Source organism: Chryseobacterium aquifrigidense, assembly GCF_006716485.1.
Taxonomy (GTDB): domain Bacteria; phylum Bacteroidota; class Bacteroidia; order Flavobacteriales; family Weeksellaceae; genus Chryseobacterium; species Chryseobacterium vietnamense.
In genome coordinates, this window is sequence record NZ_VFPD01000001.1 from 2,269,557 (window position 1) to 2,294,304 (window position 24,748).

Consider the following 24,748-nt stretch of genomic DNA (forward strand, 5'->3'; position numbering starts at 1 on the left):
AATATGAAAAAATACATTTCGATCCTTTTATTTGCAACTGTTCCCTTAACTGCACAAGTAGGTATTAATACTACAACACCTAACAGTACGCTTGCCGTCAACGGTTCTTTAAGGGCCGGCTATACTCAGGTTACAGCCACCTCCTATAATATCCTGGCTACAGATCATTACATTACCTATAACGGAACTGCAGATGCTACGTTTACCCTTCCTGTCATCGGAACCGGAACAGCGAGCTACACCGGAAGAATTTATAAGATTAAAAACATTTCCCCGAATGCCATTACGCTACAGGCTTCCAGTGGAAATACTTTGAGAATTGACAATACTCCTGTTGCTTCTTTTGTAATCCCTACAGGAGCATATGCTGAAGTTGTCAACAACAGCAATACTTCTGGGGGAACGTGGGACTTGTCTTTCACAGTTCTGCCAAAACCAAGCAACGTGGAAATTTATGGTACACAGCTTTTCATTCCTCCTCATGCACTTGGAACAGCAGCTCTTTCCGACTGGAACAATCATACTAATGCTGGCTATGATTCAGGTACTGCTACTGACAGATGGTGGATCATAAGTAAAGCATCTGTGGACAGAGCCCAAACTGCGGCCTACTCCAATGCAAGCAGAATGACCCTGGTTTATGAATACCAGGGTACTCCTTTCAATGTTACCAATATGTATCCTATCCTTACTGCAGGAAACAACTCAAGTTTCCCGGATGTATTTACAGCATCTTTTGTAAGTCTGGCCAATAATGGTACAGGTGGTAGAACCAGGCTTACCGTATCTGTTGCCCGTGTAGACTTTATCGGTACAAATGGTGCCACGACCAATAACAGTAACTGGGCAGGAACATTCTTACTGAACGTTCTGCTGGCAAGAAAGTATTAAATATCTTCAATATATACGTAAAAAGAGCAGAAAAGTCTGCTCTTTTTTAATGTCTATAAAATCTCAATATTTTGTTTTAAAGGGAGGTTCTTGGAGGAATTACCAACCATAATTCTGTATATTCCTTTTTCTACAATCCAGTCCATTTTTTCATTTAAAAACTGTAATTGTTTTACCGGAACTTCTATAGTAACAGATTTTGATTCTCCCGGCTTTAATTCTACTTTCTGAAATCCTTTGAGCTCAATAACCGGTCTCGAAACTGAAGCCAATACGTCTTTTACATACAGTTGAACAACTTCACTTCCGGTTTTCGAACCTGTATTTTTCACATTGACTTTAGCTATAATGGTTTCATTTTCTGAGTATTGGGCTTTATTCAATTGTAAATCAGAAATTTCAAACGTAGTATAGCTTAATCCGAAACCGAAAGGATATAAGGGTTCTCCACTCAGGTCATGATAATCATTTCCTCTTCCCGTTGGATGGTGATTGTAGGCCAAAGGAAGCTGTCCTTCTTCTGCAGGAAATGTAACCGGCAGTTTTCCGGATGGATTTTCAGTTCCGAAAAGCGTTTTTACCACCGCATTACCACCTTCTTCACCGGGATACCAAACGTCTAAGATGGCTCCTACTTTATCTTTCCAGGATGTTGTTTTTATGGCAGAGCCACCTATGAGAACAACAGCTACAGGTTTCTTCAGTTTTGAAATCTCGTGAATGAACGCTTCCTGATTTCCGGGTAAGCTGAGTGATGACCTGTCCTGAAATTCACCTTCATGAATTCCGGCTGTAATAAGAATGTAATCTGCATTTTGGGCAAGATCCAAAGCTTCCTTAAAATCCTTCTGATAATCATACAAACCATAGTTCCAGATCAATTCCAGATTGGCTTCGCCACGATTTTCATGAAATTCGATCTTGATGTCATATTTTTTCCCTTCAATAAAATCTATATCAACTGTTTTTGTAGAATAACTCAGTTTTTCCCATTGATCAATGACTAATTTCCCATCCAGATATAACCTGAAACCGTCATTTCCACGTAAGCCTATCTGGTGTTTTCCGGAATCCGGGGCTTCCAATTTTCCGGTCCAACGAATACTATAATGATCCGACTGCAATTTTTCCGGATCAGGAGAATATAAAGTCCATTTGAAATTCAGCTGTTCATCCTGCCTTCCGAAAGCCGGATCTCCTTTTAAATCCGTATTGGAAAAATAGTTTCCTGCTAGCCCTTTTTTGTTTTCAGAGGATAAATATTCATTGGAAATGGTGACGAAATCTTTTATATTCCAATCAATTCCTTTTGAATACACAACTTCAGTAGCTGTATTTTTCACATAATTTTTAAGACCATCCAGGATATTTACTTTTTTGTTCCCAGGCCCCGAGTACCCGCCTAATCTTGCATCCACAGCATCTGTTCCTACCACCAAAATCTTTTTAACATTTGAAGGAACAGGAAGTGTATGATTAGTATTCTGAAGCAAAACAAAAGACTCTGCCGCAGCTTTTTCTGCCAAAGTCTTGTGATTGAGTTTTTTTAATTCTTCAATTTCCTTAGCAGAAACATAGGGATTTTCAAATAATCCAAGTTCAAATTTGGCTCTTAATACTCTTGAGACGGCATCATCAATTCTTTCTTTTGAGATTCTTCCGTCCAAAAAAGGTGGAATAAACAGTTGATAGTGTTTATATTCCGTCTGAAAAATCACATCAAGCCCGGCATTGATAGCCTGTGCAGAAGCATCATCATAATCTTTTGCTGTAAAATGGAGAACATTGGCTCCTCCTACCGCACTTGCATCACTGATAACAAATCCTTTGAAATTCCAGTCTTTTTTTAATTTTTCGGTCAGTAACCAATGACTGGCAGTTGAAGGTCTTCCATCAAGCAAATTATAAGAAGTCATTACAGAACGGCTTTTTCCTTTTGTAAAAGCAATGTGAAAAGGAATTAAATGGGTTTCTTCCAGATATCTTTTGCTCCAATGAATAGGGTAAGAATCTCTTCCTCCCTCTCCTACATTCGCTAAAAAGTGTTTAGGCGTAGTAATAATTCCCATATTTTCAAATGACCTGACAAAGCTGACTCCCATTACGGAGGTCAAAAATGGATCTTCACCATAGGTTTCCTCTGTTCTTCCCCATCTTACATCGCTGGCAAGGTTTACTACCGGTGTAAGAATCTGACGAATTCCTCTCAATTTTGATTCTCTGGCAATAGCTGTTGAAACTTTGGTCATTAATTCCGGATTAAAAGTAGCTGCCAGCCCTATTGCCTGCGGAAAAGCGGTAGCACCTTCCCGGACCAGTCCGTGTAAAGCTTCATCAAAAGGAATAATAGGAATTCCTAATCTTGATTCTTCCACAAAATATTTCTGAATGGCGTTGATCTTTTGCACCAGTATTCCTGCATCTTCACTGGCATTGTATTTCAGTAATTGCCCTGCTGCTCCGCCTCCCTGATTGCCTGCGCTTACCTGCAATCCGAAAATTCCGTGGGAATATTGTCCTTTCGGAACGTTATCCAGATCTCCCGGAATCATAAAGCACTGCCAGAATTTTTCTTCCGTAGTCATTCTCTTCAGCAGATCCTGAACTCTGGCTTCAATGGGCTGCCTGGGATCTTTATATAAAGGTTTTTGAGCAAAAATAATCACAACATTCAACAATAATGCTGCTCCAGCAAGTTTAAAACAAACAGATCTCATTATTGAACGATTTGAATTACAGTTGAATATTTTAACTGATCTCTTTCTTTCGGTAAATTAACTTCAATTGAATTCCCTGTTTTTTTCCATTGAATTTTGTTTGACAAGCCTAAAACTTTTAAAGATTTTGGTTTAAAATGATCAGGAATGGTAAAACTTAATGTTGATGGAGACTCATAATTTGCTTTTTCATCCAAATGAAAAATATTCACTGTTTTTCCATCTTTGCTTTGGGTGTAATAATAGTTTCCTTCATGGTAGGGAGCAATGCTTCTGGTGGCAAAAACAGCGGACTGATTTTTTTCCATCCAGCCGGAAATCTGCTGTAATCTTTCGTATACAATGGCATCATAATCTCCGTTAGGTCCGGGAGCAATATTCATGAGGTAATTTCCTCCTCCTGAAATGATTTTAACCAGTGTTTCAATGATCTTCTGAGAGGTTTTATAATTATCATTGGGAACGTAAGAAAAGGAATCTCCCATGGTAATACAGCTTTCCCACGGAATAGAAAGAGCGTGCTCCGGAATTGCCTGCTCGGGAGTGACATAGTTTTCCCATTTTCCAGAAACGGTACGGTCGACAATGATAATCCCTGGCTGATTTTTTCTTGCCATTGTTCCTATTTTATCCATATCAATATCCTGCTCTACTTTTATGGTGCGCTGCCACTCTACTTTTGGATCTATGGTGTGAAAAGGACGTACCCAGCCGCCATCCAGCCACAGAATATCAATTTTCCCATAATTGGAAGTAATTTCATTCAGCTGATTGAAGGTAAATTTTTTAAAGTTCTCCCATCTTTCCGGATATTTCTTCGGATCGTAATTGACATTTCTGTCTTTGGGTGGAAAGTAAGACCACCAATAATCATCGGAATGCCAATCAGGTTTTGAAAAATAAGCTCCGATTTTAAATCCTTCTTTTCTGAATGTATTGAAAATTTCTTTCGTCACATCAGATTTTGGATTTTTTGAAAAAGGGGTTTTGGGAGAGGTAATCTTATAATCCGACTGCTGAGTATCAAACATTGCAAAACCATCGTGATGCTTGGTGGTAAAAACCACATATTTCATTCCTGCCTTTTTTACGGCATCAGCCCATTTTTGCGGATTGAACCGGGTTGGATTGAAAGTGGTCTGAAGATTCTCATAATTCTTCACATATTCGTAATAAGATTTTCCGTGTTCAGATTTTCTTTGTGTCCATGATTCATCTTCAGGGCATAAGCTCCAGCTTTCAACAATTCCCCATTGGCTGTAGGTTCCCCAATGCATAAACAACCCGAATTTCATATCCTGCCATTGCTCCAGATTCTGCACGACCAAGGGGTCTGTAGGCTTCTGATAGCCTTCGGATACATTATGAGCCTGTGAAAAAGCAATTGAACTTATTAAAAAGGATGAAAGAAAAAAGGGTTTTATTTTGGATATAACCAGCATAAGGAATAGTTTTCCGCTAATTTAATTATCCTTTGGGAAACCCGCAAACATTAGGAATCCAAGAGATTAAGAATCGCTTCATCAAATGTAGAATATGAAAACCTAAATCCGTCTTTAGTAAGTTTTTCAGGATACACATTTCTGCTTTTTAAGAGTAATTCTGTTTCTGTTTTCATGAATAGGGATGCTACTTCCAGCTGCCATACCGCTGCATTGAGTCCAAACGGCATTTTCATTTTATTTCTCAGTTTTTTCATCATATTCTGATTGGAAAGAGGAGCGGGAGCAGTCACATTCACTATTCCTGAAATAGTCTGATGCTGAATAATCCAATCCACCGCTTTACAGAAATCTTCAATATGAATCCAGCTTACCCTCTGGGTACCTCTTCCCTGCTTTCCTCCTAAACCCAGTTTTGTAATCATTTTCAGTTTTGGAAAAGCTCCGCCATTTTTCCCCAGAACAATAGAAGTCCGGAGGGCAACTTTTCGTATTTCATCATTTTCAACTTTAAAAAATTCTTTCTCCCAGCTTTTGCAGATATTCATGGAAAAATCGTCCCCGATAATTCCGTCTTCTTCTGTATTAAGGTGTTTTTCAGAATGAACATAAATGGTTGCCGAACTTGCATTCAACCATATTTTTGGCTTTTCAGCACACTGATCTATTGCCTTTTGTAATACTCTTGTACTGTTGATCCTTGAGGAATAGATCTCCTTTTTATTGTTCTCATGATAGCGGCAGTCTACAGATTTTCCTGTCAGATTGATCAAAACATCTGCTTTCTCAAGACTGCTTTTCCATTCACCTATTGTTTGGGCATCCCAATAGATTTCATTTTTACGTTGAGGATTGCGGGTCAGAATGCAGACCTGATTTCCTTTTTGTGTAAAGTATTTTTCCAGGTTTTCGCCGAGAAATCCGGTTCCTCCGGCTATGATTATTTTCATTGTTTTAAAGTTTAAGGATTGGGATTCAATGGTTTAAGGTTTTAACCACAGATTTCGCTGATTTTCACAGATTATTGAGGATTGTTTATTTTTAGCTGATATATTTTTTGGTTTTGACATGAACTTCTGAGCCTTCGGCAAGCATTACTGAAAGAGGTTTCTGATCATTCAGATGTTTAAAATCAATTCCATAGATTTTTTGAAAATCTATTTCTAAATGGTATTCTTTAACAGTATAACAATCCCATTTTGGGTGGCAGACTTCATATTCTGAGGTTATATTTTCTTTTTTTGTAAAGCCAAAATAATGCTCTGTGATGAATTCAAATTCTGAGTTTTCTTCCATTGGCTTTGCTTTACTTTCAGCCATAATCTGAATGGAATGCCAGTTTTTATCTTTCCACGAATAGCGGATCAGCAGTTCATCCTCTCTTTTTTCAATCTGATTTTTCATGGGCATTGTATGATAATTTTCTTTGTAAATAGAATTGGCGACCATGCTTAATGCAGGCTTGGGAACAATTTCCTTGATAAACACCACTCCCCGTTTCCAGATTCCCTTTTCTTTTTTCTTTACATAAAACCTTAGATTCACTTCTTCAAAATTGCGGTGAAAAGGAATCGGTACTCCCAAGAGTCTGGTGTTTAAAAACATGAATCCCACCAGACTTACGTAGCATTTGCCTTTATAAAAATCGAGTTCTGTTCCTTTGGGTAAATAAGGTAGTAAAATATCAGGATCAATTTGGTAGTTAATGATGGCCAGTTTTCGCCATTCTGCTTTTAAAAAATTCATCATACTCTTTTTTTTGGATTAAAAAATGGCTATCCCTTCCTGGATGGAAGATTCTGCAATAGTCTTGATCATTTCATTTCTTTTGAGCAGAAAACTCTTGAGATAGCCTCTAAGAAAAACTGCGTTAAATAATTTTCCTATGATGCCGAACGGCGATTCGAATTCAAAAATATCTGTCATTAAGGTATTTCCGTTTACGGATTTAAAAATATGCCTGTGGCGCATGGATTTAAAAGCTCCTTTCTGCATGACATCAATAAACTGAAACGGTTTTTCCATGCTGATAATTTTTGTGGTGAGATTTTGATAGACTCCGAGATGTTTTGCGCGCCAGGTTACAGTTTCATTTTGTTCAATCAATCCGGAGGTGCGTCCTGCAATTGCTCTTTCATGGGATTTTGAGGTAGACTGCTGATGCAGGTCAATATTTCTTGCCAGGTCAAAAACATAGTGAATATCTGCTTTGATGACTGTATTTAAATAGATGGTTGACATTTTTTAATGGTTTTTAAGCTTATTAATTCTATAGTTTACAATGATCCTTTTCGTCTGAAATAAATAATCAGGAATAAGTGAATGAGTACATTTTTCATAATTATTATTCATTTAATTTTTTTTGTAATTCTGGAATATGGTTTTGAATGAAAAATCAGTTTCGTTTTACATGAAGAATTTCAATCAGATCCAGATATCTTTTGTGAGATATGATGGAAAGTTCATTTTTGAGAAACTGGACTTTAAGATCTTCAAGGCTTTTATTTTTATTGATATAATGGAACAGTTTTCCAAATTCGTTTCCAAAAATTTTTGTAACAAGAACTTCTATATACCACTTTACACAACTAAACCTCCACTTTGTTTTGGGTTTTACAAATTCTACAATGATAATTTCACCTTTCTCATCAATGATATTTGAAAGTCTATCTGCAAAAATCGGTTTCTGATCTTCTTCTATCGTCTTTGTCCCATAAGAGCAAAGGATAATGTCCATAGAATGATCGGGAATCTGGCTTTCGAAAAAATCGGTCTGGATCTGTTGTATTGACAGTTTATTTTTGAATGTTGCAGCCAGCTTCCTATGCATTGCTGAAGAAAAATCCAGTGCTACAATTTCTGTATTCTCATTGTGTGCCTTTATAAATTCTAAATTTTCTCCCTGCCCGCTCATCAAATCCAAAACTCTTTTATTTCCATAGTTTTTCACCTTTTGAACAGCCATCTTTCTGAACAGTCTTGTAAAGCCTAAAGATGCAATTTCATTAATATAATATCTGGGTTGCAGATGGTCAAAATATTGTTGCAGATCATTCATTTTCTGATTGTGTTTTTATAGATTGTAATACATTGCTTTGCATTTTATCTATGATATAGCCGGACCATTTTTTCCAGTACCAGGTAGGTGCAATTTTGTAACTGTATTTAGTTTTTGCAATTATCTTTGTTTTATTTTCTGATAGTTTGTCTAAAGTAATCTCACCATATTTCACAATAAAATAATCATGCAAATGCTTAGCATCAATATCTTCATAAGGTGTTATCTCTTTCATTGGAACAGTCTGATTTTCCAAAGAGAATTTCACTTTTTTATTTTCTATGAACTCATCAATATTAAGTTGTAATTCATCATTATTGGTTTGGCAGCTATAGTTCAATTTTCCGTTTTCATTAACAAGCTTTATATTTTTTGGATAGCTGATTCCTTTTTCAAACAGAAGAAAATCAGGGGTATTGAAATTGATTTGTGTATTTAAAAGCTTCCACACTTTTTCATTGGAAGAATTCACAATCATTTCTGTGGTGATAATTTCTTCAATTGGTTTTGTATAGGTATCAAATATGTAAGATGCCGGATTGATAAAAAGAATAAATACTATCACACTTCCGGTATGCCGCTTTTCGTCAAATACTCCAATGATAAAACCAATATTGAAGCCTACGAACATTGCAAAGCCAATAAATGGAATGGCCATAATAATACAAATAGCTCCTTCCACGCCAGCTCCTATTAAAATCAGAGAGAAAATGACTAATCCCAGGACTATTTTTAAAATGGTCTTCAGAACATTCATTAATCCGACTTTTTTAAAATACTTGACATATCCGATGACAAATCCAATAGAAACCGGAATGGTAAAGAACATTGTTACTCCATATTCACCTTTGGCCACCAGAAAAAACCAGACTGCAACAACTAAAACAACAGTCAGAAAGAGACTTAAATAGAGATAACGTTTAAAAAAATTCTTCATGATATTATAAGTTTTATATTTTCAGTAATTTTTGAAAATTAATTTGAAATAAAAAAGGATTTTCATCCTGATTTATTTTATTGTAGCTTATTCTTTTTTAAATAGTCTTTCAGTGTATACCAGATAGAAAATTCACAGGTCCCATCATAAATGGTATCTGATTTTCCTTTATGATAGAAAATATATTCATCTCTGGTAGTACAACCTCCATCTTCAGGAATTTCCCTTATTTTGTTTTCGGTTTTTACAAAATATGCCCATGCTGCTTTATCTATAGATTTCAAACTCCCGTTTTTTTGGCGAAGAAAGTAATTATTGTCTTTGTTAATAATCATTACTGAATCTTTATCCTGATGAAAACATCCTGTAGATCGAAATACCAATTTTGCTTCATCCTCTTCCAGGTTTTCAAAAATAGATATTTTATTTTTCTTTAATAAATAATCAGGAGTAATACTAACTCTATACGTTATAGATTCAACAACTTCTATTTCTTTTTTTATTGTTTCTCCAAAAATATTTTCATAAACAAATGAATATTTTCCCTCTTTTAAACTGTCAAGTTTTATATTGGAATTTAAGAAAGGAGCAGACTCTTCAGGTTCTAGAATTTTGAAAATTTTTTCATCCTTATAGATTTCCATTTTATGCAAATCGTGACGCCTATTATCATACTTATCAGAGTTTTCTATATGAATATCGAAATTTGCCGTTACATTTTTCTGACAGCTCATCATAAGAGTTAAAAGACATAGTAATAAAAGATTTTTCATTTTTGAAAATTTATTTCAGCAGATTGGTAATCTTCCCTACCAGCCAGTGGTCATCACTTTTTATCGCCAGATCCATAATATTGTTGATCTTTCCGGTTACAGAGCTGAAATCATTCATCAGCTTGATAAATTCCTGCGCTTCTTCTGAATCTTTATCCTCAATATTTTTTAACTCTTCAAGAAAGGAAATGACAGGTTCTATCTCTCTTTTTCTTCTTTCTTTGGTAATTTGTTTGAACAGATACCAGACATCTTTTTCTGCTACGAAATACTCTTTACGATCACCTTTTACAAACTCTTTTTTCACGATTCCCCAGTCTATCAGAGCCCGAAGATTCATATTGGCATTTCCTCTTGAAATCTCCAGCTGCTGCATAACTTCATCGGTAGAAAGAGGTCTTCCGCTTGCCAGAAGCAATGCATGCACCTGTGCCATCGTACGGTTGATTCCCCAGTTGGTAGCAAAGGTTCCCCAGGTTTGAATGTATTTTTCTTTAGCTTCTGAAAGTTGCATCTTGTTCCGTTTTTAATTTCTGTAACAAATGTAATTATATTTTTTGAATTTTCAATAATTTTTGAAAATTAATTTTAAAAGATTATTCCTTTTAGAAAGATTTCTTATTATCCATGTCAAGGTTTAAAATCTTGACATGGATAAATGGATGTCTGTTTCAGTTTATAAAAACTAAGGCTCAATACTGGTTCTAATCCCTTGATTCCAATACTTAGCTTCTGGCATATAATAGAGGTAAACATTGCTTGATTTTCCTGTATACGTTCCGGCAAATTCTACTTTAAGATCAAGATTAATGGTCTTTGTTTCTTCAGCATTGAAATGTTCCCAGTATAACACCAGATAGTTGTCAAAAATTTCATAGTAAGAAACCTGTTTTTTATCAACCATATCTTTCAGTAAAGCATTTTGCAGAGTAAGTCCTGCAGGGATGCCAACCTTTGCTATGGTCATTGGCAGCTCACCGTTTATTTTGTTTTTGACGGTAATGGTCATTCTGTTCGTCTCTCCTATTTTTGACATTCCGGATTTTAATTTGGTCTCCATGGTAAGAGGAATATCTTTGCTTTCCGGAGCCTGCAATGTATAATATTGATATTCCAGCTTATAAGGCAATCCACTCTTATCTGGATAATGAATATTTATCGTATTTTCTCCGGTTTTATATGCTGATACCGCACTTATCATAGGTGAGATTTGTGCGTTGTTAATTGCAATCAATGGCTTTTCAGATCCATATAACTTGTCATTTTTAGAGAAAAACTCAGACAGTGCCTGTATTGCCAATGTGGTAGCCTGTGTAGAACCAAACCCGTAATATCCATTGAAATTAATAAGCTGATCAGCCGCTTCAGCAATTTTCAACTGATTGAGTTTCTCATCTTTCTGAAGTGCCATTATATATAATGATAGTGTTTCCGCAGCCGCAGACATTCCCCATGAACCTGTAAAAGTAACTTCAGATTTTACCTTCTTTGTTTCATATTGTTTGTCCAGAATGTTTATCAGATCGTCATATTCTTTTTGTTTTCCAAGATTTGCTGCTGCATTAGCTAGTAAAGCCAATTGATAAGAATCTTTTGTAGCCAAAGCTCTTTTCAACATTACCTGAAAGGAATCTTCAATTTCATTTTTAAAACCCAGTTGAGATAAAGCATATACTACATACATATTTCTCGACCAGGAATACTCCGAAAAATCTTTTTTAGACTCATAAGGTTTTCTTACTTCGAATAATCCATTGGCATTCTTTTTCGACAGAATAAATGAAGAAAGTTCCTGAATAAGCTTAGTATCCGGATTTACATACTTCTTTAATCCTGTAAATTCCAATAATGCAAACGCTGAAAGAGCAACATCTGATTCCTCAGAACTGAAATATCCGAAACCTCCGTCTCTATTTTTATAACTCAGCAGCTTCTGGAAGCCTTTCTTCAGGCTTTTTACCACCTGACTCTCAGTTGCTGGGTCTATTTTTTTATTTGACTTTAAATAATCAAGAATAAAAATGTTAGGATACACGGTAGAAGAAAGCTGTTCAAAACATCCGTAAGGTTCTTTTTTCAGCTGCTCTATATCTTCAAACATCTTCAGCGCTGTACTTTCAAATACATAATATGAGGAATACAGGCTTCCATTGATATACTCCGGAATATTGATTTTGAGATCTTCGGTTTTATTATTGATCATGGAAAATTGATGGAGAAATCCTTTTTCCTCCACTTTAAAAGGAAGGATCATTGTTTCCCTGAATTCTCCCGATTTTATGGTAAACTGGATATTGGAATTCACCACCTCATCTGTCTGGATTCTGACAAATAATCTTCCTGATTCCAGAGGCTTCAAAGTGATAAGACTATCAGAACTGATGAGTTTCACATGGTTTGGAACAATAACATCCATGGTCATTTTACGGGTTTCGGGAGAATTATTTTTAATGACCACAGGAATTATCATCTGATCCGTTCTTGTCAGATACTGAGGTATTTTAGTATCTACCGAAATCAAACTCTGCGCAGCATAGGTTGTTTCATCTCTTCCCAAAAGTCCTGTTGCAGCAATCCCTTCTGTCATAATTCTGAAAGTGGAATTGGCATCCGAATTATAGAATTCTACTTTTGCTTTTCCATTTTTATCCGTTTCCACAACCGGATTCCAGTAAAGCGCTTCCCTGTAGTCAAAACGATAAGAGGTATTGGTTGTCTTATACTCAGGATATACAAATTCTCTTGATCCGGCATATGAAAGAAGTTTTCCATAAGGTAAAGCTTCGATGGCAAGATAAGATTTCGGAGTTATATCAAACTCTATTTCGGATTTTCTATTTTTAAGTGAAGTTACGATAATGACTCCATTCACAGCTCTGCTCCCGTAAATAGCGGTAGCAGCAGCATCTTTCAAAACGGTAATGCTGTTGATATCATTTGGGTTGATGGTGGTATTAAAGTTTTCGACAGGGACACCATCCACAATAAATAACGGATTTTTATTGGTAATGGAGGCCGTTCCTCTGATATTGATCTGTTCCCCTGCTCCCGGCTGTCCGGCACCTGTTACAACTAATCCTGCAACTTTTCCATTCAATACGGAAGTTACACTGGAGTTTTGAAGTTCCATAGAAGATGCTACTGTGGTAGAAGCAACGGCTGCTTTATCTTTATTTATACCATAACCTAAGGCTACTACTTCTTCAATACTTGTATTCCTTCTTACTGTATCCGTTTTTGATTTTCCAAGATTGTTTGACTGATTGGTATTGTTTCTGTTTTCTTTTTTTACTTCTTCTTTCCTTTCTGCCTCTTTTACGATTTCTTCAACATCTATATGGGTAAGTTTCTGTTTTACTAAGGGGTTAATATCCAGATTATAAGATAAAATCTTTATCTTCAGCTGATGTTTAGGCAGGAAGGATCTGGCAATGATTTTATATGAACTTTCTGCATTTAAATCTGAAAAATAAAACTTTCCGTTTTCGGCAACAGTCTGTTTGAGGATCTTATTATTATGAGTATCCAAAAGAAAAACATCTGCCTTCACAGTTTTTTTGTTTTCATCTTCCACCACACCATAAATAGTATTTTTCTTTTCAGGAAGGTATTTGTATTTATTCGTTTTCAGAACTTCAGGAATAAATTCAAAATATCGGTAGCCGTTTGTAAGCATAACAAGATCTAAACTTTTATCAGCTTTGGGTTCTTTTTTATCGAAATAAAACTGTGGCTTTTCTATTTTACCTTTAAGCTCAGTGTCCATCAAAAGCCAGGAAACAATATGATTCTGCTTATCATCGGCGTAAGTCCATAGCTTATCATCTACCACACTCACTCCAAGGTTGGCCGGAACCGGTGTATTGTTTTCGTCAGTAGTTTCAATATTCAGAATTACTTTTTCCCTTGGCAGGTAATGTTGCTTTACAGGGGTAACCTTTACATTCAACTGGTTTACTTTATTAGTAAAAACTATACGTTCCGCAAGAGGAATATTTTTTTCCAGAACGGTAAATCTGCATATTCCTGTCGGGAAATCCTTTTCTGCAATTTCCAGTGAATTTTTTCCCTTTTTTAACGAAATCACTTTGCTATAAACTTCTTTTCCACGGAAACCTCCCTGTAGGGTAATTGTTTTTTCCTGAGTTGAGATGATAGTAAAAGTCAGATTTTTGTTTGCATTTTGAATATTTAAAACCAGTCCTTCATTGTTTGCTGCGGGGAGATTAAAAGTCTGGGTAATATTTTCCGGTTTTAAAACTTTTGCATAATAAGTTTCTCCTCTTTTAGGGGTAAACAGGAAGCTTCCCATTCCGAAATTATAGGCTGAAATTTCTTTTATTTTTTCATGATTCTGATTGTAAACTACCAGATCAGCATCTACAGGCTTTTCAAACTCATCCAGAATTTTAAAGGCTATATTCTGTTCTATTCCATTGATAAAAGTTCCGCCTTCAGGTAAGAATTTCACATCGAGATTATTGAGAACAATGGGGATATTTCTGGAAATAGATTCTGTAAATCCGTCAAAATTCACTTTGATATTCAAAAGAGCATCAGAGGATTTTAACACTTCAGGAAGCCTGAAGGTCAATACTTTTTTCCCTTCTTTATCAGTAATGAGTTTTCCTTCTGATACGGTTTCTCCATTGTACGTTACCATATAATCAGCTTCATAAAAAGGGATGGGAAGGTTGCTCAGGCTTCTCATGGAAAAATCTGCAGTCACCTGATCTCCCGGTCCATATCCTTTTTTGGGAAAATCCAGTTTCATTAAAATCCTTGGAGAAACAATTTTCTGGAGGGTAATTTCTTTTTCGAAGGCATTTTTTCCTTCTTCATTCTGCATCCAGTTGGTAAAAGCTCTGATTTTATAGATACCCCCTTTCATGTCTTCCGCAAAATAGAAATCTCCCCGGGCATATCCATTGGTAATTTCATATTTTAATTTTTTTACAACACTTCCTGCCGGATCTGTTATTTCAAAATTGACGACTCTGCTTTCTTCGACCGGCAAATTATTATTTCCTTTTACGACATATATTTTAAAATACATTTGCTCACCAGGTTTATAAAAAACATGATTGGTCTGAACGTAGGTCTTTTCTTTTTCAAAATCCTGAAACGGCTGCTGATCTTTCACAGAAAAGGTTGAAAATAATAAGCACAGCAGGGTGATACAGACAGATATAAATTTGAGATTCATGGGTTAAAATTTAAGTGAAACAATACAGCCGAATGTTTTAAAGGAGGGCAGGTTAAAAAAGTCCAGGCCTCTTCCATTATTCATATCATAAAAATTCTGATTAGGATCTGCTCCTTTATTAGCCTGCCAGAGCAAAATATTATTTACATAAAAAGTCAGCCTGAGGGTCTGTTTATTCCTGTTAATCGGGAAATCTGAGGAAAGTGATATATTGTTGATTCTTACATAATCTGCTTTTTGAATATAATTTTCCGCCACACCTAAATAACCGTATCTTGACCATCTGTTTTCCAGAACATTCAGGTTAGGATCATAGAAATCGACAGGAATCTGGTTGACAGTTCCATTTGTATGTACGCCTTCGAAAATATAATTTTTTATGTTCCTTTCTTCTCCTGAGCTATAAGAACGTCCGTAATAATCAAGAACAGCCTGTGTTCCATTCCATAGCTGGCCTCCCTTTTTCCATTCCCAATTGATATCTAAAGACAGATTTTTATAGGTAAAACTGTGGTTGAATTTCATCACAAAATCCGGTGTAGGATCTGCAATAATTTTCATACCGTCTGCCTTTTTGGGGAATCCGAACTCATCAATAATCACTTGTCCGGATGCATTTCTTTCAAAGTAATTTCCCATGACAGCACCCAAAACCTGTCCTTCTGATAGTGTTTTATAAATATCTTTGAATCCTGAAACCGCCAGATCGTGATATCCCGGAGCGACACGGTCTACAATATCTTTATATTTAAAAAATGAAACTTTATGGGTGGTATACATATCGTACCCCAGACGTAATCGTTCGTAAGCAAAATTGAATTCATATCCGCTGTACGTATGATCTGCTATATTTTTAAGTCGTAATTGATTGTTTTCAAAAACTGGAAATATATCGTCACTATTCTTTTTACTAAAATATTCTCCATCTACACTGATATTATACCCAAGGTTCAGCCTGGCTCCAATTTTCCATTCTTTAGTATTGACATTGGACACACCTTTGAAACTTTCTGCTTCCTGTACCGGAAAGTATTGATTGTAATTTTCTGCCTTCAGCAAAGTAGTAGAATACGAAGCATAGGATCTTGTTATTTCCGGTTCGGAGCTTAGTTGAGTGTAACTTCCCAGTAATTTAAAACTGTAGTTATACCAATTGAAGATCTGATTGAACTTCAAATAAAAGTTAGCCTTTGGAAGCCAATAATTATTTTTAAGGGAAGTATTGGAGATATAAAATGAATTCCCAAGATTAAAACCTGCTTCAAAATTATAATCGCGGATGTTCATATTATAATTAAAAATATGATCCTGCGAAGTTCTCTGATAGAGATATTTTTGATGGGTCAGGCTGTTATAAATATCAGCTTTTTTATCATTTAAAATAAAATTCAGGCTGAAAGTATTTCTAAAATCATAGTCTCCCAATGAATAAGAACCCTGTATATTGGAATGATAGGAACGGTTGTTTTGAATTCTTTCATTTGATATTCCGCTGATGAAACCATAAGTAGAAGGTTTATATTGATCCTGATTCCAGCTATTACTATTTTCATAGGACTGAGTGATATTCAGTTTAAAGTTATCCCAGTCTTTCGCTACATTAAGACTAAACTGCCTGTCCCGATTCCTAAACCGGTATTTACTATCCTGCTCAAAAAGGAATGAAGGATTGTCTGCATACCGGCTGTAGCTTCTCTGTGAGCCGTTGTTCAGGAAAATATTTTGCTCATTTGAAAATGAAACCGGTGTTAACAATGAGTTTTGGTAAGCTCTGTTGAACAACCCTATTCTATTGGTATTGGTTGCTTTGTTTTCTTCGTAATTAAAAGCAAGATTAATGTAATATCTACCCAAATCTGCATTCAGTTTTGTTTTGAGGGTATTGGTAACATCAAATTGATCAATAAAATACATTTGGTTCTTCTGCTGTCCCAGATTCATTGAAAGCCTGATCTTTTCGCTGGAGCCTTCTTTTATAAACGCATTTACATTCAATTGATTATTGTAACCTACCGTAGTTTTAAAAAGGTTGTTATCATATCTTTGCGCACGCTGAAGTCCATTAACCCATGGAGTCAGTTTTCCATTCTGATCATACTCGTAAGGTAATCCGTTAAATCCAAGGGTTGATATGTCTGGTCCAAAGCTGAACATTTCATTCGTTTCAGGACCTTTCCAAACAAGATTTGCATTTTCAGATCTTCCCTGAACATACTTATTTTGAGTCTCCGGGACAGCATTCCTGCTTTTGATATCAAGAGATGTGGTAAAGCTTCCATTAAACAGTAATGCTGTCTTATTGATCCTTTTTAAAACATAAACAGTATCGTTCTTTTGCTTTAATTTTCTTATGTCATCAAAATAAGAATGTGATCTTTTGCTGAGTTGGGTTGTAGCTTTTTCAATACTGAAATCATCTTTAATTTCCTTTGAAACAAGACTGTCGTACGCTTTACTGTAAATATTTTCTACACTTTTACTTCCTGTCTGATTTTCCAGAATCTCTTTTAGTTCCCTGAGTTCATAGGTAGAAATAACATGGGTGTTTTTACCTTGGTTCCAAACGAGAGTATCATAAGCTTTGGCTGCAATGATGGCAAATCCTTTCTCATCAGTCAGTTCATAAACCCCACTGTTTTTGTTATAAATCTTTAAAAAGTTCTGTGCTTTATCTTTAGTTGTTAAAAATTTACCAGAGTAATATAATTGTGAATTTTGTGCCTGTAATAAGGTAATTGTAAATGGCAGTAACAGCAGATAATTCTTTTTCATCGGTGATTAGTATGCTTAAAAATATAAAAAAAGAAATTTCCGGGGAAATTTCTTTTTTTATCAACTATTTTTGAATTGTTTTATAGCTCTCTATCAGTCCTATAAATTCGGAGCGATAGCCTTCTTCATCTTTATTTTTACCCTCTTTGGCGAGATTCTGAATATCAGAAAGATCTCTTTTCGTAATCAGTTCCGAGTTTCTTAGTACCAAACCGAACCAGGCTACGGAAGAAGCAAATTTGAAATCCGGGCTTATTGCTGCTGAAGATGCATTTTCTTTTTTAATCACTTTAGCGATTTCCATACTTTTGTTTCCATCAGGTTTTTTGTACCGGAATTTCACAGTTGCCAATTCATCTCCAAAGTTCTTCTTATCTGAAGTTTTAGAATATTTCAATTTCGTTTCTGCAGGAATAAATTCTGATTCTGTATTTACCGGAATAATTTCATATAAAGCAGTTACAGTATGTCCGCTTCCTAATTCTCCCGCATCAATCTTATCATTAACAAAGTCTTCATTTCTCAGTTTCCTGTTTTCATAGCCTATCAAACGGTAAGATTTCACAAATTTAGGATTGAATTCAATCTGAATCTTTACATCTTTAGCAATAGCGTACATGCTTCCGGCAAATTCTTTTCCTAAAAATTTATTGGCCTCCTGTATATTATCAATATAGGCATAATTTCCGTTTCCTTTATCAGCAAGCGTTTCCATTGTGTTGTCTTTGTAATTCCCCATTCCATATCCAAGACAGGTCAGGAAAATCCCTGTTTTTCTTTTTTGTGTAATTAAGGCTTCAATATCGGTATTGGAAGAAGGACCAACATTAAAGTCACCATCTGTTGCCAGAACGACTCTGTTGTTTCCTCCTTTGATAAAATTCTCCTTTGCCAGTTTATAGGCAAGCTCAATACCTTCTCCACCTGCTGTACTTCCTCCTGCCTGAAGATTATCCAACGCTTTAATAATTTTTTCTCTTTCTCCAGCTGACGTTGGGGGTAAAACCACTCCTGCACTTCCCGCATAGACTACAATGCCTACTTTGTCTTTTGGTCTCAGCTGTTTCAGCAAAACTTTAAGAGAAGACTTCAGCAAGGGAAGTTTATTTTCCTCACTCATTGATCCTGAAACATCAATCAGAAAGACAATATTCGATGCAGGCAGATTGTCCATAGGGATGTTTTTCCCCTGAAGGCCTATTTTAAGAAGCTTATGCTTTGGATTCCATGGAGATTTACCATATTCGGTATTGATTGAAAAAGGTTCTCCATTTGTAGGCTTTGGATAATTATATTTAAAATAATTGATCATCTCTTCTACCCTTACTGCATTTTTATCTACTTTATCTCCATACTTGATGATTCTCCGGACATTGGAATAAGAAGCATTATCCACATCAATAGAAAAGGTAGAAAGAGGCTGGCTGCTGGTCAGTTCAAATGCATTTTCAATAAATCCGGCGTACTCTTCATTATTATAACTAATATTCTTATCAGTTTTTTCAGGCTTCTGAACCTCTTTTTTTCCTCCAATGTGATGAGTATAAACTCTTCCTGGTTCATATAATCTCTTTGATAGGGAACTTTCTACTTCCATTGCAGTAACTGACTTTGGTTTCGGGCAGCCATTATATTCCGGCATTCCCGGAACCGTAGGACAGGCATCGTCTTTATCCAAAATACCATCACCATCTGTATCCGGCCACGGACAGCCATTATTTTCCGGAGGTCCGGGCACTGTAGGGCACGCGTCATCTTTATCAATAACACCATCTCCATCCGATTCTACCCACGGACATCCTTCATTTTCTATCGGACCGGCAATATCTGGGCACTTATCCAGTTTATTAGGAATTCCATCCTGATCCTTATCTTTTCTGACACTGTAAGTCTGTGGTTTCTTGTCACTTTCAGTGTTTTTTTGAGTTTTACAGCTTGTTAATGCCACAAGCCCTAGCATGGTTATTAGAATTTTTCTCATCTTTTTTCAAATTTCGGCAGGAAATTATTAAAATAAATTTAAACCGATTAATAAATATTGAATAAAACTTATTTTCTCAATAAAGAAGAGAAATTTCCTGAGTAATTTCTCTTCTAATCATTACTTTTGAACTGTTTTATAACTTTCTATCAGTCTTATAAATTCTGACCGATAGCCTTCTTCATCTTTACTTTTGCCTTGTTTAGCCAGATTTTCTATATCAGAAAGATCCTTTTTCGTAATCAATTCCGAGTTTCTGAGTACCAAACCGAACCAGGCTACCGAAGAAGCAAATTTGAAATCCGGGCTTGCAGAAGATATTCTGTCATCTGTATTTTTAACAACCTGGCTTATTTCTCGGCTGGTATCTCCGTCAGGTTTTTTATATCTGAATTTAATTGTTGCCAGTTCATCTCCAAATTCTCCTGATGAACTATTCCGGATATATTTCAGATTACTTTCTTTAGGTACAAAGTCTGATTTTACATCTGTTGGAATTACCTCATATAAAGCAGTAACGGTATGGCCGCTTCCGAGCTCGCCGGCATCTATTTTGTCATTGGCAAAGTCTTCATTTTTCAGTTTTCTGTTCTCATAACCTATCAAACGGTATGATTTTACGTATTCAGGATTAAATTCAATCTGAATTTTCACATCCTTTGCGATAGCATACATACTTCCTGCAAATTCTTTCCCCAGAAACTTATTCGCTTCCTGCATATTATCGATATAAGCGTAATTCCCGTTTCCTTTATCGGCAAGGGTTTCCAGCGTATTGTCTTTATAGTTGCCCATTCCGAAACCTAAGCAAGTAAGGAAAACGCCTGATTTTCTTTTATCTTCAATCAGTGTTTTAAGGTCTGATGTAGAAGACATCCCTACATTGAAATCTCCGTCGGTTGCAATAATAACACGGTTATTACCATCTTTTGCAAAGTTTTCCTGCGCCAGTTTATAAGCAAGCTCAATTCCTGCTCCTCCGGCTGTGCTTCCGCCAGCCTGAAGATGATCTAGCGCCTCTATAATTTTATCTTTTTCTGCTGCTGAAGTTGGTGGTAAAACCATTCCTGCACTTCCCGCATAGACTACAATTCCAACCTTATCCTTAGGTCTGAGCTGGTTCAGTAAAAGTTTAAGAGAAGACTTTAGCAATGGTAGTTTATTTTCCTCACTCATTGAGCCTGAAACATCAATAAGGAAAATAAGGTTTGAGGCAGGCAGACGATCCATTGGAATATTCTTCCCCTGAAGTCCTATTTTAAGCAATTTATGCTTCGGATTCCATGGAGATTCACTGTATTCAGTATTAATTGAAAAAGGATCTCCATTCTGAGGTTGTGGATAATTATATTTAAAATAATTAACCATCTCTTCGATTCTTACTGCATTTTTATCAACTGCCTGCCCGTTATTGATCATTCTTCTTACATTGGAATAAGACGCATTATCAACATCAATAGAAAAAGTAGACAACGGCTGGCTTCGTGTGAGTTCAAAAGGGTTCTCAACAAAAGTATCATAGCTTTCATCATGCGGAGTCACTGGAGAAACCTGCTGTTGGTTATTAATTGCTTCCTGAAGTTTTTTCATTCTTTTTCTTTCCCTTCTTGAAAGATCTTTGGTAGTTACCACAACTACTCCATTTGCTGCCTTACTTCCATAGATTGCTGTAGCAGAGCTACCTTTTAAGACATTCACTCCTTCAATTCTGTTAGGATCTAAATTTTTGAAGTCATTAGCTTTTGTCAATATTCCGTTAACAACAAACAGAGGTTGATTTTCCGGTTTCACAGAAGCTGACCCTCTGATCCTCAGCCGAATATCATTAAAGTCTCCCGGAGAAACATTACTCCCCAGATATCCTGTTGAGCTACTTACTCTAACCCCAGCAACAGTTCCCTTCAATGACGAATAAGTGGACTGTGGTAAGTTGCTGACAGAGCTTGTAACTGTACTGGATGATGTAACAGATTTCACCACTTTTCTTTGTCCAAAACCAACCATTACAACTTCATCTATACTCGTGACTCTATTGGTATCTTTCCGTTGTCCGGAAGCAACATAATTTGCTTTCCTCTCATCGTACACCACGTCGCTTTTCTCTCTTACAATCTGATTTTCGGAGCTTACCGGTTGATATCCATGATCCGAAGACGGACGAAGAGGAGGCAGCTCAACAGAATGTTTCGATGGTAACTGAATTGTATTCACTGCAATATTTTCTGCCGGCTTAATACTATTTTTCTCTTTCTGGATATTATGCTTTGTAATGCTATCTATTTTTGCAATATCAGATGTATTACCAGGACCGTTTGAAGTTCTATTTTCTACTATTGCAGGTTGTAAAGGTTTTTCAATCTCTTTTTTATTCATAAAGTAAAAAGCCCCAAGACCAATCATCAAACTTGCAGCAATACCATACGGCAGCCAAAGCGGAATAATTTTCTTTTTATCTTCTTTTTTATCTAATTTCTCTTCAATCTTATCCCATACTTTCTCAAAACCAGGAAAAACAGTTGGTTCTTCTGAAAGCCTGGAAGCTTCATTGAATTGTTGATCTATATGATTATTTTCCATTGTTGTAAAAGTTTAAATGTTTTGATTCACTAGAAGTTCCTGCAACTTTTTTCTTGCAAAATTGAGCTGGGATTTTGATGTTCCTTCGCTTATGGAAAGCATGGCTGCTATTTCCTTATGAGGATATCCTTCAATAGCGAAAAGGTTAAAAATCGCTCTACAACCTTCGGGGAGAAAATTCAGTAAACTTAAAATATCTTTTTCCAGGGAAAGGTTTTCTGTAGTTCCTTCAGAATGATCTATGAAATTTTCTTCAAGAGAAATCAGTAATCCCTTATTAGATCTTAATTTTTGCAGACATTCGTTCACCGCAATTTTTCTCGCCCATGCTTCAAAGGTTTCAGCATTTTGAAGCTGGGTAATTTTCGTGAAAATCTTGTAGAATGTATCGGCCAATACTTCTTCTATATCTTCATCGTTTTTCAAATAGCGTCTGCAGGCTGCGTAAAGCCTGCCCGCCATTTTCTCGTAGACTTTCCGCTGTGCATTGCGGTTGTTACGCTGGCATTCCAATAATAATTCTTGTTCCATAGTCAGGAGTTATATTATTATAGATGCGGAAACTTTTGAAAGGGTTGGAAACATGATCAACTTTTTTTGAGTAAAAGGGTAAATTGGCAAATGAACCTCTATTAATTCAGCTTTTTTGTAATTTTTTTAATTTCAAATTTAACTTTTCCATCTGTAACAAATCTCTATTATCAACGACTCTTAATATAAATAATCTTTTTATAGTAATGAAAAATGCCAAAATTGCATCATTACTTTTTGTTTTGTCTGCAGGAAGTATGATGTTTGCCCAAGATGACTTAATCAACAAGTTAAAAAACAACCAATCACAAAATGCTAATTTTCAGTTCACAACGTTAAAAGACGTTGGTGCAACTTCTGTAAAGAACCAAGGTTCATCAGGAACTTGCTGGAGCTACTCAGGAAATTCATTCCTTGAATCTGAAATGCAGAGAATGGGCAAAAAACCTGTAGATCTCGCCGAAATTTTCACAGCAAGAAACTCTTATCATGATAAAGCGAAGTTATATGTTTTAAATAATGGAGCGATCAGTTGGGGTGACGGAGGAGAACTTCACGACGTAATTAATATGTACAAAAAGTATGGAGCCGTTCCTCAGGATGTTTATACGGGTTTAAAATCCGGACAGACTACCAACAACTTCAAGGAAATGCAGGGCAAACTGAAGCCCGTTCTTGACAGTCTTGTTCAAGCTTCTTCGAAAGGGAAACTGACTGATAACTGGATGGATTCTGTAGATGCTATTCTTGACGAATATTTAGGAAAAGTACCTGCTAACTTTACATATGAAGGGAAAAACTACACTCCGAAAACATTTGCTAAAGAAGTAGTAGGAATCAACCCTGAAGATTATGTGGAATTATCTTCCTATAAAGATTATCCATATTTTCAGAAATTTGTAGTTCCAATTCCTGATAACTGGAGTCACGATTCTGACTGGAATGTTCCGATGAAAGATCTTACAGCAATCATCGACAATGCGGTAACAAAAGGATATTCTGTGGGTTGGGCAACTGACGTTTCGGAGCCTTATTTTTCTTACAAAAATGGTGTAGCTTACGTTCCGGATATGGATCTTGACCAGATTACTGCAGAGAACAAGCAGACTTTGTTTACAGAGCCTAAAAAAGATAAAACCATCACTGAAGACATGCGTCAGAAAGCACTTAATAACCTTTCTACAACGGATGACCACGGGATGCACATCGTAGGTTTGGCTAAAGATCAAACGGGTAAAGAATATTATATGGTGAAAAACTCATGGGGAGTAACCAATGATTTCGCCGGATATATTTATGTAACAAGACCTTATGTTGAATATAAATCAACAGCAATTCTTGTTCACAAAAATGCAATCCCAAAAAGCATATTAAAACAATTGAAGCCAACTAAGAATATTGGTTTGTAAAGAAATCATTTCTGCCGGTTTAAGGGCAGTTTAGATATTTAAATCTGTTAAAACCCGCTTCCGGAAATTCCGGAAGCGGGTTTATTTTATACCAGTATATTTCACATTTTAGTGCAAAGTGTTATTTAGATTCTAAAAAATATTATATTTGTATGAATCAACAAATTATTACATATGAAAAATCTAAAGAAATTATCAAAATCGACATTAAAGAATATCATCGGAGGAAATGCTCCTGAGTGTCCTGAAGGAAGTACAGCATGCTATATTCCAGGCAGCAATGGAATTCCTCCCCGTTGGAGATGTGTACCAGATTCAATAGGATGTCCATAACATACAAAATCGGCTTTCAGGAAATCCTGAAAGCCGATTCTTTAATAAATAGGTGAAAATTAAATATAAAATAAAGTGAATTATGCTGATTTAATACCTGTATGAACCGTTAATTCTTCTT

At 36.0% G+C, this 24,748-nt stretch carries 17 protein-coding genes; 3 read left to right on the forward strand and 14 right to left on the reverse strand.

Annotation, left to right across the window (positions count from 1 at the left end):
* The first annotated feature begins 3 nt into the window (after positions 1-3).
* Positions 4-891 (forward strand): hypothetical protein, encoded by an 888-nt coding sequence (locus FB551_RS10185; RefSeq protein WP_047433706.1) that lies wholly within the window; start codon positions 4-6, stop codon positions 889-891.
* A gap of 53 nt (positions 892-944) precedes the next feature.
* Here FB551_RS10185 and FB551_RS10190 read toward each other — a convergent pair whose 3' ends face one another.
* From FB551_RS10190 to FB551_RS10255, 14 genes are all read right to left on the reverse strand, one after another.
* Positions 945-3,608, reverse strand: a complete 2,664-nt coding sequence (locus FB551_RS10190) for a beta-glucosidase (protein ID WP_142017211.1) — start codon at positions 3,606-3,608, stop codon at positions 945-947.
* Positions 3,608-5,050, reverse strand: coding sequence for an alpha-L-fucosidase (locus FB551_RS10195; RefSeq protein WP_142017213.1), 1,443 nt, complete (start codon positions 5,048-5,050; stop codon positions 3,608-3,610). The genes FB551_RS10190 and FB551_RS10195 overlap by 1 nt, the downstream gene beginning before the upstream one ends.
* Positions 5,051-5,100: 50 nt before the next feature.
* Entirely contained in the window at positions 5,101-6,000 is a 900-nt protein-coding gene (locus tag FB551_RS10200) for a TIGR01777 family oxidoreductase (RefSeq protein ID WP_052187103.1), read from the reverse strand.
* 91 nt (positions 6,001-6,091) lie between these two features.
* Positions 6,092-6,799: a YqjF family protein gene (locus FB551_RS10205; protein WP_310018314.1), complete on the reverse strand. Its 708-nt coding sequence runs from the start codon at positions 6,797-6,799 to the stop codon at positions 6,092-6,094.
* Between the two features lie 15 nt (positions 6,800-6,814).
* Positions 6,815-7,291, reverse strand: a complete 477-nt coding sequence (locus tag FB551_RS10210; protein WP_047433709.1) for an SRPBCC family protein — start codon at positions 7,289-7,291, stop codon at positions 6,815-6,817.
* Positions 7,292-7,445: 154 nt separating this feature from the next.
* Positions 7,446-8,108: a class I SAM-dependent methyltransferase gene (locus FB551_RS10215; RefSeq protein ID WP_142017215.1), complete on the reverse strand. Its 663-nt coding sequence runs from the start codon at positions 8,106-8,108 to the stop codon at positions 7,446-7,448.
* Positions 8,101-9,045, reverse strand: a complete 945-nt coding sequence (locus tag FB551_RS10220; RefSeq protein ID WP_142017217.1) for an EscU/YscU/HrcU family type III secretion system export apparatus switch protein — start codon at positions 9,043-9,045, stop codon at positions 8,101-8,103. The genes FB551_RS10215 and FB551_RS10220 overlap by 8 nt, the downstream gene beginning before the upstream one ends.
* Positions 9,046-9,122: 77 nt before the next feature.
* Positions 9,123-9,818: a hypothetical protein gene (locus FB551_RS10225; RefSeq protein ID WP_142017219.1), complete on the reverse strand. Its 696-nt coding sequence runs from the start codon at positions 9,816-9,818 to the stop codon at positions 9,123-9,125.
* A 10-nt stretch (positions 9,819-9,828) separates the two neighbouring features.
* Positions 9,829-10,332, reverse strand: coding sequence for a GbsR/MarR family transcriptional regulator (locus tag FB551_RS10230; protein WP_047433713.1), 504 nt, complete (start codon positions 10,330-10,332; stop codon positions 9,829-9,831).
* A 171-nt stretch (positions 10,333-10,503) separates the two neighbouring features.
* Positions 10,504-15,024, reverse strand: coding sequence for a TonB-dependent receptor plug domain-containing protein (locus FB551_RS10235; protein ID WP_142017221.1), 4,521 nt, complete (start codon positions 15,022-15,024; stop codon positions 10,504-10,506).
* Positions 15,025-15,027: 3 nt separating this feature from the next.
* The gene (locus tag FB551_RS10240; RefSeq protein WP_142017223.1) at positions 15,028-17,796 is read right to left on the reverse strand and encodes a hypothetical protein; all 2,769 of its coding nucleotides are present in this window, start codon (positions 17,794-17,796) and stop codon (positions 15,028-15,030) included.
* Positions 17,797-17,860: 64 nt separating this feature from the next.
* Positions 17,861-19,777 (reverse strand): vWA domain-containing protein, encoded by a 1,917-nt coding sequence (locus tag FB551_RS10245; protein WP_142017225.1) that lies wholly within the window; start codon positions 19,775-19,777, stop codon positions 17,861-17,863.
* Positions 19,778-19,897: 120 nt separating this feature from the next.
* Complete coding sequence (locus FB551_RS10250) at positions 19,898-22,354, reverse strand: vWA domain-containing protein (RefSeq protein WP_142017227.1); 2,457 nt, start codon at positions 22,352-22,354, stop codon at positions 19,898-19,900.
* 12 nt (positions 22,355-22,366) lie between these two features.
* Positions 22,367-22,885, reverse strand: a complete 519-nt coding sequence (locus FB551_RS10255; RefSeq protein WP_142017229.1) for an RNA polymerase sigma factor — start codon at positions 22,883-22,885, stop codon at positions 22,367-22,369.
* A gap of 206 nt (positions 22,886-23,091) precedes the next feature.
* Between FB551_RS10255 and FB551_RS10260 the strand changes: the two genes are divergently transcribed.
* Together FB551_RS10260 and FB551_RS23260 are read left to right on the forward strand one after the other, a co-directional pair.
* Positions 23,092-24,294: a C1 family peptidase gene (locus tag FB551_RS10260; RefSeq protein WP_142017231.1), complete on the forward strand. Its 1,203-nt coding sequence runs from the start codon at positions 23,092-23,094 to the stop codon at positions 24,292-24,294.
* Between the two features lie 174 nt (positions 24,295-24,468).
* The gene (locus tag FB551_RS23260; protein ID WP_156121543.1) at positions 24,469-24,627 is read left to right on the forward strand and encodes a bacteriocin-like protein; all 159 of its coding nucleotides are present in this window, start codon (positions 24,469-24,471) and stop codon (positions 24,625-24,627) included.
* Positions 24,628-24,748 lie beyond the last annotated feature (121 nt).